The following is a 13,974-nucleotide window of genomic DNA, read 5'->3' on the forward strand; positions in this document are numbered from 1 at the left end:
TATATTTTCAACAAAAGGAGAATAACCATGGCAGAAACCTTCAACGTCGTCGTGGAAATCCCGCGCGGTTCCAAGAACAAGTATGAAGTGGATCAGGAGACCGGCCGCGTCTTCCTCGACCGCACGCTGTTCACCGCAATGGGTTACCCGGATGACTACGGCTACATCGATGGCACGCTCGGCGAAGACGGCGATCCGCTTGACGCGCTCGTGATGCTGACCGACTCCGTGTTCCCGGGCTGCGTCGTCAAGTGCCGCGCAGTCGGCCTGTATCACATGGTCGACGAAGAGGGCGGCGACGACAAGGTGCTGTGCGTGCCGGACGACGTTCGCTATGACGACATCAAGGATATCGATGACGTCTCCAAGTACCACAAGGCGGAAATCAAGCACTTCTTCGAGCAATACAAGGCTCTGGAGCCGGGCAAGGAAGTCATGCCAGGTGACTTCTTCGCCGATGCCGCGACCGCCGAAAAGGAGATCAAGGAATCCGTCGAGCGTCTCGCCAACTCCAAGTGATGCGACGTTGGGAAATCCGCTAGAGGATTTCCCAACATATAGCCGTTAGGGTGTTGGGCGCCTGAACCACAGGCACCCAACACCCTTTCTTTTGCTCTGTTATTTTGCTGGTGGGGATATGAAACCCTTCCAGCCTCGAATAGTCACAACCCATTTTCGTTGAAAAATAGCGGTTTTCCAAAACGGCATACAAGCGGGTACACGAGTTTTATATCCCCACCAGCAAAATAAGAACGACGAAGGAGAGACCACACAAACGGCTGGATAACGGAAACAGTAGGCGGCGGAAAACCGTCGAGCGGGAAGCTTCAGACGGTGAGGGTCATCTGCACGATCAGCGTGGCGAGCGCCACAAGCCCGCCGGTGATCATAACCGGCATCATCGCAAAACCGAACCATGGAGCCTGCGCACCCTCGAGCGGCTGCGCATCGCGGTACCACAGGCGATCCATGAAGCCCAGCACCACGGCGAACGCAACCACGGCGATCACGCACAGCAGCCACACCCACAGCTGCCCGTTCGCGTTCTCGGTCTTGCTCACATTGAAGCCTTGAAGCAGCATCGGCAGGAAGCACCAGCCGCTGCACAGCACCGTGCAAGCGCCATCCATAATCATGTGTGAAAGTTGCACAATCAGGTTGCTTCTATCGAGGCGAGCCATCTGGCGTCCGAACGACACAACCACAAGAGTCACCAGCAGCGCACCCGCGCCGGCGAACCAAGCGCTCACGGCAAGCGTGCCCGGTGAGGCGACGATCGCCTCTTTCGGCGGAGCCATGCCGAACACCAGCTCGCCCAACAGCGGAGTCGATGCGAAGATCATGCCCAGAAGTCCCAGAATCACGCCAATCACGCGCCCTGGAATCCCGTCGCGAAGCGGTGTGAAGAACGCGAACAGCATCACGAGCAGCCCGACGGCGAAGCTCATCAGCGAAGACGTCGCCGATGATGCGGCGTTGCTGCCGGGGATGCAGGCGAGCGCCACCAGAATCGCATACATGCCGACCTGCGCCCAGCCCGCGCGCGAGAACGGGATGACCGGTGCCACACGCCTGTAGTCCAAACCCTGCGTGACCACTTCAGTCTGCGTAGTTTGCGCGGACTGTGCGCCCTGCACACTCTGCGCGCCTGCGCGGGAGCGTTCATCGAGCCGCCTGCGTCATGCTGCATCGTGTCACCCATACTCTCATCCTTCACTCGTCGATCCGCGCGATCATCGCACACGCCTCACATCTCGCGCGCACTGTGCGCGAGCGGCAAAGCATCAATAATCCTCGATATCGAGCACTCACCCTGAGCGCTATCTGAGCAATAGCAATACCCGCATAATATAGTAATCGCAGCATCTGCCACCGATCAAATCTGCCGCGCTTTCCGCGCACGATCTTTGCGCGAGTTCCATAATCGGTTTCTCATCGCGGAACGCGGGTCTCGTTTCTTCTCTCGTTCGGCTACACTGACAGCTAAACCGTGTTTGTTTGCCTTGTGTCTCGGTCGCGATCTCGGTTGAACAGCGCCGACGGAGGCAGGCAGTCCATAGGAGAGGAACGGGAACGTGACGGATCTGACTTTGATGACATTCTCCACTGACCCGACCACTGTGCTGCCTTCGCTCACCCTGCTCTCCCACCGTGTGCGCGTACTGCCGATGGATGCGTCGAGTTTGGTGCGCATGCCCGAAAATACAATACTTCTGCTTGATGCGCGCGATGATCTCGCCTCCGCGAAAACGCTGTGCCGCCTGCTGCATGCGTCGGGACTGTCGACTCCGATCGTGCTGATTCTCACCGAGGGTGGGTTCACCGTGGTCAACGGCGAGTGGGGGGTCAGCGATGTGATCGTCAACACCGCCTCCCCTGCCGAGGTTGAGGGGCGTTTGAAACTGGTCACCGAGCGAGTGATCACATATAACGCGGCGCCGAACTCCGCACCGAGCCAAGGTGCCGAAGATGAGGACGGGCTCATTCGTTCCGGCGATCTCGTGGTTGATACGAACGGGTATACGGCGAGTTTGCGTGGCGTGCCGATCGACTTGGCATACAAGGAGTTCGAACTGCTCAAATACCTGGTGCAGCATCCTGGCCGCGTGTTCACGCGCGCGCAGCTGCTGCAAGAGGTGTGGGGATACGACTATTACGGCGGCACGCGCACGGTGGACGTGCACGTGCGTCGCCTACGCGCGAAACTCGGCGGAGAATACGAGCATCTGATCGGCACTGTGCGCAACGTCGGCTACCGCTTCGACCCGCCCGAGGAAGACGAGGCAGAGCATTCCGCGCGCGAAGCCGCCGAAGACGACGAGCACAATGCGCGCGGCGCGGCAGAAAAGTAACTGGCGGAAATAGCCGGCAGAGAAATACTTTGCGCTCCCGAGTTCACCGTGTATCGTCGGCATCGGAACGAGGGAGGATCATGACCGCCGAAAGCAACACTGCGCGCGTCAAGCGCATGCATAGGGAATATGCCAAACTGTGCACGTTCATTCCCACCGTGAAGTGTCAGCTCAATTTTTCGACGCCGTTCGAACTGCTGATCGCGACGATCCTGAGCGCGCAGACCACCGATAAACGCGTCAATTCGATCACGCCCGAACTGTTCGACGAATACGGCACGCCTGAAAAGCTCGCAGATGCGCGGCTCGAAGATGTGGAGAGTATTATTCGCCCGCTCGGCTTCTACCATGTGAAAGCCGAGCATATTATCTCTGTGTCGCAGCAGTTGATGGAGCGGTTCGGCGGTACGGTGCCGAATGATATGAAAGATTTGACCTCCCTGCCTGGGGTGGGGCGCAAAACCGCGAACGTGGTGCTCGGCAACGCGTTCGGCGTGCCCGGATTCCCCGTAGACACGCATGTGATTCGCGTGACCGCGCGACTGCACTGGCGCGATGATTGGATGAAACCCGATGCGTCGCCCGAGAAAATCGAGAAAGACATCACCGCCTGCTTCCCGAAAAGCGAGTGGACCGACTTGTCGCACCGACTCATCATTTTCGGGCGCAACGTGTGCCGTGCACGCGACCCCGAGTGCGAGAACTGCCCGCTGAAAGACGACTGCCCGAGCGCCGACTTCTTCTTGCAACGCGCAGCTGACAAGCAGGCGGAGCGTGCGCGCAAACGCAGGACCAGCTCGGCGCGCAAGTGATCCGCGCCTTCTTTGCGACCATTTTGCATTGCAAACGTTGGCGCAAGGCATTTTCGCTTACGAGGCGACATTAAGAGCTAGTCCGGTAAGTACGATCGCCGGAAATCGTTGGAAAACCGTCACCGATATGCACGTATATGTTCAGTAATGTCGCCTCGTAAGCGAAATACCCCACACCACCATTCAGCACGCGATTAGCAAGCTGCTAAGTAGAGCTCAGGATATTGTGGGGAGCATGGCAGAACACAGCACACGGAACAGCGGCGGCTCGCAGAGCAAGCATCCTGCGCGCCCGTGGATCGTCTTTCTCGTCATCGTCGCCGTGCTCGCAACCGCGGCCGGCGCGGGGTGGGCGTTCCTACGCAACGACGGCGGCTTCATCGAGGAACTGCGCGGCGGCAAGAACTATTCCGTCGGACTGCTCAACGAGCCCACGAGCATCGACGTGCGCACCAATTCGGAGCGCGCGGTGGAACAGGCGCTCGTCGGCAACGTCTACCAAACACTCGTCACGTTCAACAGCGAGCGCGCGATCAGCGCGAATATCGCCGCGCGCTGGACTCAATCGACCGATGGCCTGCGCTACACGTTCCAGCTGCGCGACGGCGTGACATTCTCCGATGGCACCGCGCTCACCGCGAACAGCGTGGTCGCGTCGCTGCAGCAGACGATTTCGAACAACTACGTCGGAGCCAGCGATCTGACGAATATTTCGAAAGTCGAAAACGTCGGTGATTCGGCTGTGGCGATCACGTTGTCGGCGCCGAATCCGCGTTTGCTGGAAACACTCGCCGGGCGCGCCGGCATCATTTACAACACGAATGCGGCGAACGCCGATTTCACGAAGCATTCCTATGGTTCCGGCCCGTTTGAAGTCAGCAGTGTCAGCAAAGGCGAGATCAAGCTCACGCGCAACGAGCATTATTGGCAGTCCAAGCCGAGCGCCGCGAGCGTGACACTCAAATATTTCACCGACGAGTCGAAGATGGCGAGCGAGCTGGAGAACGGCGATCTCGACGTGGCGTTGCCGAAGTCGTCGAATATTGCGCAGCAACTGGGCAAATCGCAGTCACTCACCGTAACCGACGGCTACAGCACGCGCAAAACCCTGCTCGCGTTCAACAACAAGCAGGAGAGCCCGTTCTCCGACGAGCAGGTGCGCAAATTCACGCGCTACGCGATCAACGCGGCAGATATTGCGAAGAACACCGCCGACGCGAAGGCTCAGCTGAGCGGGCCGATCTCGCAGTTGCAGCCTGGGTACACGGATCTCAACTCGCTGTTCCCGTTCGACCTGAACAAAGCCACCTATATGCGTAACTATTTCTACGCCGATTATTTCAAGCAGTTCACGCTGCTCACCGACGACGCGCATAAGCAGCTCGGGCAGACGCTCGTCGATCAAATCAGCGCGATCCCGATGCCCATCTCGCTGGAGGTGGTGGATTCCGCCACGCTCGCCAAGCGTGTGGATGCCGGCGATTACACATGCGCGTTGATCGACATGGACGACCCGCACGATTACACGCGGTTCGTGGACGGCAGCGCCATGTTCGGGTATGTGGACGGCGCCGCGCAGGAGCAGTACCGCAAGGCGCTCGCGCAAACCGATTTCAAGAGTTACCAAGAACAGCTGCGTGAGTTCGACCGGATTGTGAGCGAAAACGCGGCGAGCGCGTGGCTCTACACGGGCAAGGATTACGTGGCCGCGCAAAAGTCGGTGCACGTGCCGTCCGCCGATCTGGTGAGCTGGCGTCTGCCTCTCGATCAGATCAAATAATCAGTAATATTGATAATTAATATTTAGTATTAGTAATATTAATTATTAGTATTTGAGAATTATTTATTATTACTATCTGTCACTTGAGCGGCGAGAGAGCGCGTAAATTGTTGTCAGAGTAGCTTTTTAGACTTCTGTGTATGACAGATAGCGAAGATTACTCAATCAACGCCAATCTCACCGCACTCCCCGACCGCGTGGGTGTAGACGGCCTTGAAGCCAAGTGGCGCAAGGTCTGGGATGAGGATGGCACATATACATTCCATGATCCGGGCGAGCGCAAAGCCGTCTACTCCATCGATACGCCGCCGCCGACGGTCTCCGGTCATCTTCACGTTGGTCACGTGTTCTCGTACACGCACACCGACATCATCGCGCGCTACAAGCGCATGAACGGGTACGAGGTGCTCTACCCGATGGGTTGGGACGACAACGGCCTGCCGACCGAGCGCCGCGTGCAGAACTACTACGGCGTGCGCGTCGACACGTCGCTGAAGTACGACCCCGATTTCAAGCCGCCGTTCGAAGGAACGGAAGGCAAGAAGATCCAGGCCAAAGACCAGGTGCCGATTTCGCGCCGCAACTTCGTGGAGCTGTGCGAGAAGCTGACCGCGCAAGACGAGAAGCAGTTCGAGGAACTGTGGCGTCAGCTGGGCCTGTCGATCGACTGGTCGCAGACGTACCACACGATCGGCGAGCATCCGCAGCGCGTGGCACAGAAGGCGTTCCTGCGCAATCTCGCGCGCGGCGAAGCGTACCAGAAGGACGCGCCGGGTCTGTGGGACGTGACGTTCCAAACCGCCGTCGCTCAGGCCGAGCTTGAGTCGCGCGAATACCCCGGCTTCTACCACCGCATCGCGTTCCACTTGGAAGACGGCGGCGAACCGATCTACATCGAGACGACGCGCCCGGAGCTACTGCCGGCGTGCGTGGCGTTGATCGCGAACCCGGACGACGACCGCTACAAGCCGTATTTCGGCAAGATGGTCACCTCCCCGCTGTTCAACGTGAAGGTTCCCGTTCTGGCGCATCCGGCCGCCGAGATGGACAAGGGCGCCGGCATCGCCATGTGCTGCACGTTCGGCGACGTGACCGACGTCGAATGGTGGCGCGACCTGCATCTGCCGACGCGTTCGATCATCCAGCGCAACGGCCGCATCGTCATGGACACGCCGGACTGGATCCAAGACGCCAAGGGACGCGAATACTTCGAGGGCATCGCAGGCAAGACCACGTTCTCCGCCCGCAAGCAGATCGTGGAGGATCTGCAGGCCACCGGCGAGATGGAAGGCGACCCGAAGCCGACCACGCGTATGACGAACTTCTACGAGAAGGGCGACAAGCCGCTCGAAATCGTCACCTCACGCCAGTGGTACCTCGAAAACGGCGGCACGAACAAGGCTCTGAACGCCGAGCTGATCGAGCGCGGCAAGGAGCTCAACTTCCACCCCGACTTCATGCGCGTGCGCTACGAGAACTGGGTGCATGGCCTGAACGGTGACTGGCTGATCTCCCGCCAACGCTTCTTCGGCGTGCCGTTCCCGCTGTGGTACCCGCTCGACGCCGATGGCAATCCGGACTACGACAATCCGCTGACCCCTTCGGAAGACCGCCTGCCGATCGACCCGACGATCGATGTGCCGGAAGGCTACAGCGAGGATCAGCGCGACCAGCCGAACGGCTTCATGGCCGAGCCAGACATCATGGACACCTGGGCCACGTCGTCGCTCACCCCGCAGATCGTGACGAAGTGGGCCGAACCGGGCGAAGAGAACGAGAAGTTCTTCAAGTCCACGTTCCCGATGGACTTGCGCCCGCAGGGTCAAGACATCATTCGCACCTGGCTGTTCAGCACCATCGACCGCGCCGACCTCGAGAACCATTGCCTGCCGTGGGCTAACGCCACGCTGTCGGGCTGGATTCTCGACCCCGACCACAAGAAGATGTCGAAGTCGAAGGGCAACGTGGTCGTGCCGAACAAGCCGATCGAACAGTTCGGCGCGGATGCCGTGCGCTACTGGGCCGCTTCCGCCCGCTTGGGTCTCGATGCCACGTACGACGAAGGTCAGATGAAGATCGGCCGTCGCTTGGCCATCAAGCTGCTCAACGCCACGAAGTTCGCTCTGGCGATCGGCCGTGAAGACGAGAACCATCACGTGGGCGAAGCCGCGACCGCTTCGTGGGATCCGAAAGACGTCACCGAGCCGCTCGACCGTGCCGCAATGGCCAAGATGGCTCGCGTGGTGATGGAGGCCACCGAATCGCTCGAAAACTACGAGCATTCGAAGGCTCTGGAAACCATCGAGGACTTCTTCTGGCAGTTCTGCGACGACTACATCGAACTCGTCAAGAACCGCGCCTACGGCACCGCCGAAGCCACCGGCCACACGCCTACGCCGCAGGCCATCAAGTCTGCGCGCACCACGCTGGGCTTGGGTCTCGACGCATTCGCCCGCCTGCTCGCCCCGTTCCTGCCCTACACCACTGAAGAGGTGTGGAGCTGGATGCATGCCGGCGAGGGCTCGGTGCATCATGCGCCATGGCCGAAGCCGATCACCTATGCTTCGGCAGCGTTCAAGGCCTCCCCTGAGTTGCTGACGCAGGCTGGTTCGGCACTGGCTGCGCTGCGTGGCATCAAGTCGAAGGCGAAAGTCTCGATGAAGACGCCGATTCTTTCGGTGATGCTCAATGTGAATGACGAGATTCGCGATGTGCTCACGCCTGCGTTGAACGACATCGCCGAAGCCGCTCGCGTCACCGGCAAGATCTCCTTGCAGCGCGCCAGCGACCTGATGGCGAAGTACGCGCGTCCGAAGGGCGACGAGTCCGGTGAGGCCTCCGATGCAGCCGCCGACAACGCGAACGTCGAAGAGACGATCGTCGTTGCCGAAAGCGAGCTCGGCGAGCCTCCGGCCAAGAAGCCAAAGAACAAGTAGTTCGCGCTACTACCATTCATATGAAAGTGGTGGGCGGCATCCATTGGATGCCGCCCACCACTTTTTTGATCCTAGCTATTGGTCGAAAGGGCTTGCACAAGCTGAGGATGCACGATGGTGCCGGAGGCGTCGACCAAACCAAAATCCAGCGCCTTATAGTTCCACAACGCGCGCCCAAATCCCATGGAATCGGAGATCTGCCAAAAATCAGCCAGCCATTTGACCGTCTCCTCGGGCGGCGCAGTATCAATAACACCGTATTCACCGCAATACAGCCGTTGCCCTGAATACTCGACGAAATCAGCGGCATCGGCGAGCAGCCGCTCCATCAGCGCGCGATCATTGCGCGTCTCGTCGGCCGTGAGCGAGTGCTTGGAAAGCCACTGCGGGTGCGCGCGCAAATACTCGCCGAACGCCGAAATATCGCCCGGATAGGTGATCGTCTGCCCGAAATCGCGCAGTTCCTCACTGAAATGAGCCTTCTGGTGTGTGAACACCTGCGGGTCATAGTAATGGAACGTATACATGACGTGCGAGTCGTCGAGCAAATCCAACTGATTCAAATAGTTGACGCTGTTCTGATGGTTGGATCCGATGAGAATCATGCGATCATTGTCTACACTGCGTATCACGCGCACAGCCTGCTTGTAAAGCAAGCGCCAGCTGTATGCGGTGGCGTCGCTGATTTCGTTGAACAGTTCAAACATCAGCATCTCGCCCGGGTAATCGCGAAAACGCGTCGCGAACCAGCGCCAGAAGCGTAGGAAACGCCATTGTATGCGCGAATCGGTTAACAGCGGAATAGGTCGCTGCATCTGCCCATATTCGTTGCCTTCGAAATCGTGCAGATCAAATATCACCGCCATGCCGCGGCTCGCGCACCAGTCAAGGCAGCGATCGAGCGCGGCAATGACCTGAGCGGGAAGTGTGGCGTCAGCGGCGAGAAGCGAACGCCCATCTATCGGCACGCGCACGTGGTCGAAACCCCAATCGTGAATGCGCTGAATGTCTTCTTCGCGAATGAACGAGAGGAAGTGTTCGTCGCGCTGCTGTGGTGTGAGCGGGTGCGATCCAGTGAAATCATATTGCGCGAGCCAGCCACCAAGGTTGATGCCGTGGTGGTAGAGCCGTGTTGTGTTGTGAGCCATATGCGTCACCCTTTCACCGCAGAGTCTACGGTGCCTTGAATAAAGTAGCGTTGCAGGAACAGATACATGATGATCATCGGCAGTGTGGCGATGCATGCGGCGGCAGCCGCGCCATTGAGATTGTTCGCGCCGCCTGACGAGAAGTATTGCGAGATCGTCAGTGTGAGTGTGTACATGCTCGGTTTCTGCAGAATGTAGAGCGCGTACCCGTATTCATTCCACATTCCCACGCCGTTGAGAATCACTATTGTGGCGATGGCGGGCTTCATTTGCGGCAAAATGACGTGGAAGAACACTTGGAGGGTGTTGCAGCCGTCGATTTGCGCCGCCTCGTCGAGTGAGCGCGGAATCGTGGTGATGAATTTCGTGAAGAAATAGATCGGCATCGGCAATCCGAATGCCGCCGAGACGATGATCATGCCCCAGAACGTGGATGTGGCGTGCAACGACACGAGCGTGGAGTAGACGCCCACCAGAATGCTCAACGGCGGGATCATCATGACGCCCATCATGACGGCGTTGATCAGCTTGTTGAACCGCGAACGGTGGCGTGCCAGCGGGTATGCGGCCATGCAGCCGAGCACCACTTCGATGAGCACGGTGAACACGGTGATGACCAGCGTGTTGATGAGCGCGCGGACGATGCTGCCCTCCTGGAACAGCTGTGCGAAGTTGCCCCAAAACAGTTCTTTTGGCGGGGAGAGTCTCGAAGAGCTGTCGGTCATGCTTTTGAACGCCATGTTCAGCATGACATACAACGGCATGCAGTAGATGACGACGAGCACGACGCTCAGCACATACTTCCATATATTGCGCGGGTTGAATCGACGGTGCTGCATGCTAGGCCTCCAGTTCCCGTGTGGCGAACAGATGATTGAAGATGCCGGCGACCAGCACGATGAGCAGGAACGTGGCGATGCCCACCGCAGCCGAGTAGCCTGCGCGCTGCGCGTTGAAATACTGGTTCGAGATGTAGGTGGAGAGGGAGTTCGTGGCGAAGCCCGGGCCGCCTCCGGTCAGCGCCATGATCACGTCGAACAATTTGAGCCCACCGATCAGGTTCATCACCACGGCGGTCGCCATCGCAGGCGTGATCAATGGAAGTGTGATGCTCCAGAAGCAGCGCAATGTGCCGGCGCCATCGATGCGTGCCGCTTCGTAATACGTGGTGGGAATGCTTTGCAAGCCGGCCATGTAGATGACCATGCTGATTCCCGCGTATTGCCAGATGTTGATCGCTGTGATGATGAGCACGGCACGCCAGCGTTGCGCCATGAAATCGACCGGAGCGGCGCCGAACCAGCCGAGAATCTCGTTGAAGATGCCGCCGTCGTATTGCACGAAGTAATAGATGATATAGCCCATGATCAAGCCGGAGATCATCACCGGCAGGTAGATGAACGTGCGCACGATGGAATGCCCTCTGAATCTGGAGTTCAGGAACAGTGCGAACAGCAGCCCCAGCACATTCTGGAAGAACGCCGAGCCAAAGCCGTAGATCAATGTGTTGATGAACGCCGTGCGCAGGTTCGGGTCGTGCAGCATCGACACGTAGTTCGCGAATCCGACCGCGTGCATTGTCTGCGAATATCCGTTCCAATTGGTGAACGACAAGTGAATGGCCTGCGCGAATGGGTATGCGACGAACAGCAGCATCAGCACGAGCGCGGGCACGTAGAACAAGTTGATGCGAGACTTACGCAATGTGCGTAGTGTTTTGCTCATTTTTCGGTTCCTTTCGTGATCGGGCGACCGTTTGCCGGTCGCCCGTTATCACTGTCTTGTGCTCGACTCAGCGAGAGAACTTCTGCTGATAGGTGCGGGCGAGCACCTGCACGCTTTCGTCGACGCCCTTCGCGCCAGGTGAAGTGAAGATGTCGGTGAAACTGTTCGTCAGATCGTCCCACATGCCATTGGGCAGATATGCGCGGTCGAACAATGGGATATATTCGAGATCGTCTCCGAACATTTTCTTAGTTTCCGACAGGCATTTCGCGACGTAATCGCTGTCGTTCTTGACATTGCTCAACGCGGGCACGTCGCCTGACACCGTGGCGATACGCGAATCGATCTTCGGTTGAGCGAGATAAGTGAGCAGTGCTTTCGCCTTATCGGACACTTTGGAATCTTTCCAAACGCCAAAGCACATGCCCTCGCCCATACTCAGCGAATTCTTGCCTCCCTGCTGGGCTGCCGGAGCGGAAAGTATGCCCAAATCGGCGTCGGGAGTGTAGGAGCGCGCCTGCGTGATGTTGTTGCTGCCGCCGAACATCATCGCGGCGCTGCCCTGCCCCAGTTTCTTCACACCGGCGTCGTTGTCTGCGGTCAACAGATCGACATTGAAGAAACCGTTCGCGTTCCACTTCGACACCATCTGAGAAATCGGGGTCCAGTATTTCGTGAAATCAAACGTGCCGTCTTTGAGCGCTTTCGCCTGATTGTTCTTCACCGAGGAATTCGTGAGCATGGTCGGCGGAATCGCCTCGGCGAGCTGTGCCACATCGCCGGACTTGTTGCCGATGAAGATGGGCGTGACTCCCTTGCTCTTGATTTTGGCGCACGCGTCTTCGAAATCGTCCCATGTGCGGATCTTCGCCGCGTCGACGCCGGCGTTGCGGAACACCGTGCGGTTGTAGACGATCGTGTTGATCGACATTGTGAGCGGCGCAACATACACGTTGCCCGAATCATCGGTGATGACCGGTTTGATCGCCTCGTCGATGTTGGACGCCCACGACTGGTCGTTCAACGGGGTCAAATATTCCTTGTAGCGTTCCAAGCTCCACCCGTGCGTTTCGAAAACGTCCGGCATATCTCGCGACGCCATGCGCGTTTTCATCACGGTTTCGTATTGGTCTCCCGGCGAGATGACCTGCACCTGCACGCCCGACTCTTTCGTGTATGCGGCCAGTATGTTCTTCAGTTCCGTCAGACGATCACCCGTCCACGTCGTCATCAGCTCCACATGGTCGCCTTCCGAGCTGTTCGAGCCAGAGGAACATGCTGCCATCGTCGAGCCAAGCAATGCCACGCACGCCAGCGAAGCCACGATTTTTGACGTTCTCATATTGAACCTTTCTCCTGAAGTTTTCTCAACATCATTGTTTTCGAAAACGTTTTCGTAAGATATAATAACACTACTGAAAATATTTAACAAAACGTTTTCGTAATAGGCGTGTCAGTAAGGCGGAGACGCACAGCGCGCACGGCGAACGGCGCCCAAGAGGAGCACTTCGTCTATCATCGAGAGTGCAACATCACGGAAGAATCGGGGCCACCACCATGACTTCAATCAAAGACATCGCGCAGGCCTGCGGCATCTCCGTCGCGACAGTGAGCAAAGCACTGCGCGGCTACAGCGACGTCAGCAGCGAAACGCGCGAAAAAGTCAAGGCGATGGCCGACCGACTCGGCTATGTGCCGGATTCGATCGCCCAGACGATGCGCACCAACGCCACGCGCAATCTCGGCGTCGTGTTCATCGACGAGGCGGGCAGCGGCCTGCGGCACGAATACTTCTCATCGTTGTTGGAAAGTTTCAAGCGAACCGTCGAAAAACAGGGGTACGACATCACGCTGATTTCCAGCAACACCGAGGGCGCACCTTGGCATTCGCTGCTCACGCACTGCCAATATCGCCGCTGCGACGGCGTGCTGATCGCGTGCGTAGACTTCACCAATCCGCAGGTCACGGAACTGGCGAACAGCGACATTCCGATCATCACCATCGACTACCAGTTCCCCGATTCGCCGGCGATTTTCAGCGACAATCGGCACGATATGAAAACGCTCACCGACTATGTGATCTCGCGCGGGCACCGCAATATCGCGTTCATCCACGGTGAGCGCACGCAGGTGACCGAGGAACGCATCGCCGGCTTCACCGACGCATGCAGCGAGCACGGCATCGAGGTGCCGCCGAGCAATCTGCTCGAAGCCGAGTTCCACAACCCCGAACAAAGCGAGCGGGCGACGCAGTTGCTGCTCTCGCTCGCGCAACCGCCGACCTGCATCATGTATCCAGACGACTACTCCGCGATCTGCGTGAGTAGTATTCTGCGTCAGCGCGGCGTGCACATCCCCGAACAGCTGAGCATCGTCGGCTATGACGGCATCATGATGTCGCGCATCATCTACCCCACACTCACCACGATGCGGCAGAACGCCTTCGACATCGGGCAGCTGGCGGCGGAGAAACTCATCGGAGAAATCGAGGGGACGGCAAGCGACGAGCAGACGGCGACCATCGTGCGCGGCAGCCTCTACCCCGGCGAAACCGTGCGCAGCCTCTAGCCTGTCAGCTCGCCTTGCTTTCCCACCGACCTATATATGAGTCATTTGGACGCCGTTTCCGACCAATATATATGGCCAAAAAACGGCGCTCTTTTGAACCGTATTTATATCGGTCACGAGAACACAAGAGCACGGAAATTGAAAAAGTCAAGT

11 protein-coding genes are annotated in these 13,974 nt (G+C 58.3%); 6 read left to right on the forward strand and 5 right to left on the reverse strand.

Going from position 1 to position 13,974, the window contains the following annotated elements; translation table 11 throughout:
- Positions 1-27 precede the first annotated feature (27 nt).
- Positions 28-519: an inorganic diphosphatase gene (locus GSD1FS_RS06940; RefSeq protein ID WP_155588971.1), complete on the forward strand. Its 492-nt coding sequence runs from the start codon at positions 28-30 to the stop codon at positions 517-519.
- A gap of 308 nt (positions 520-827) precedes the next feature.
- Here GSD1FS_RS06940 and GSD1FS_RS06945 read toward each other — a convergent pair whose 3' ends face one another.
- Complete coding sequence (locus GSD1FS_RS06945) at positions 828-1,637, reverse strand: transporter (RefSeq protein ID WP_343030243.1); 810 nt, start codon at positions 1,635-1,637, stop codon at positions 828-830.
- Between the two features lie 456 nt (positions 1,638-2,093).
- On the opposite strand from GSD1FS_RS06945, the gene GSD1FS_RS06950 reads away from it, so the two are divergent.
- From GSD1FS_RS06950 to valS, 4 genes are all read left to right on the forward strand, one after another.
- The gene (locus GSD1FS_RS06950; protein WP_155589008.1) at positions 2,094-2,852 is read left to right on the forward strand and encodes a response regulator transcription factor; all 759 of its coding nucleotides are present in this window, start codon (positions 2,094-2,096) and stop codon (positions 2,850-2,852) included.
- 80 nt (positions 2,853-2,932) lie between these two features.
- Entirely contained in the window at positions 2,933-3,664 is a 732-nt protein-coding gene (gene nth / locus GSD1FS_RS06955; protein ID WP_155588972.1) for an endonuclease III, read from the forward strand.
- A 235-nt stretch (positions 3,665-3,899) separates the two neighbouring features.
- The gene (locus tag GSD1FS_RS06960) at positions 3,900-5,444 is read left to right on the forward strand and encodes an ABC transporter substrate-binding protein (protein WP_155588973.1); all 1,545 of its coding nucleotides are present in this window, start codon (positions 3,900-3,902) and stop codon (positions 5,442-5,444) included.
- Between the two features lie 140 nt (positions 5,445-5,584).
- Positions 5,585-8,380, forward strand: coding sequence for a valine--tRNA ligase (gene valS / locus GSD1FS_RS06965; protein WP_155588974.1), 2,796 nt, complete (start codon positions 5,585-5,587; stop codon positions 8,378-8,380).
- 71 nt (positions 8,381-8,451) lie between these two features.
- Here the strand turns inward: valS and GSD1FS_RS06970 are convergent, their stop codons facing one another.
- The 4 genes from GSD1FS_RS06970 to GSD1FS_RS06985 all read right to left on the reverse strand — a co-directional run bounded on the left by GSD1FS_RS06970 (position 8,452) and on the right by GSD1FS_RS06985 (position 12,595).
- Positions 8,452-9,528, reverse strand: coding sequence for a glycoside hydrolase family 5 protein (locus GSD1FS_RS06970; protein WP_196425057.1), 1,077 nt, complete (start codon positions 9,526-9,528; stop codon positions 8,452-8,454).
- 5 nt (positions 9,529-9,533) lie between these two features.
- Positions 9,534-10,367: a carbohydrate ABC transporter permease gene (locus GSD1FS_RS06975; protein WP_155588976.1), complete on the reverse strand. Its 834-nt coding sequence runs from the start codon at positions 10,365-10,367 to the stop codon at positions 9,534-9,536.
- Position 10,368: 1 nt separating this feature from the next.
- Positions 10,369-11,253: a carbohydrate ABC transporter permease gene (locus GSD1FS_RS06980; RefSeq protein WP_155588977.1), complete on the reverse strand. Its 885-nt coding sequence runs from the start codon at positions 11,251-11,253 to the stop codon at positions 10,369-10,371.
- Between the two features lie 67 nt (positions 11,254-11,320).
- Positions 11,321-12,595, reverse strand: a complete 1,275-nt coding sequence (locus GSD1FS_RS06985) for an ABC transporter substrate-binding protein (RefSeq protein ID WP_155588978.1) — start codon at positions 12,593-12,595, stop codon at positions 11,321-11,323.
- Positions 12,596-12,810: 215 nt separating this feature from the next.
- Between GSD1FS_RS06985 and GSD1FS_RS06990 the strand changes: the two genes are divergently transcribed.
- A complete protein-coding gene (locus GSD1FS_RS06990) occupies positions 12,811-13,821 on the forward strand; it encodes a LacI family DNA-binding transcriptional regulator (RefSeq protein ID WP_155588979.1) in 1,011 nt (336 codons plus the stop codon).
- Positions 13,822-13,974: the final 153 nt, after the last annotated feature.

Source organism: Bifidobacterium canis (genome assembly GCF_009727065.1).
Classification (GTDB): Bacteria; Actinomycetota; Actinomycetes; order Actinomycetales; family Bifidobacteriaceae; genus Bifidobacterium; species Bifidobacterium canis.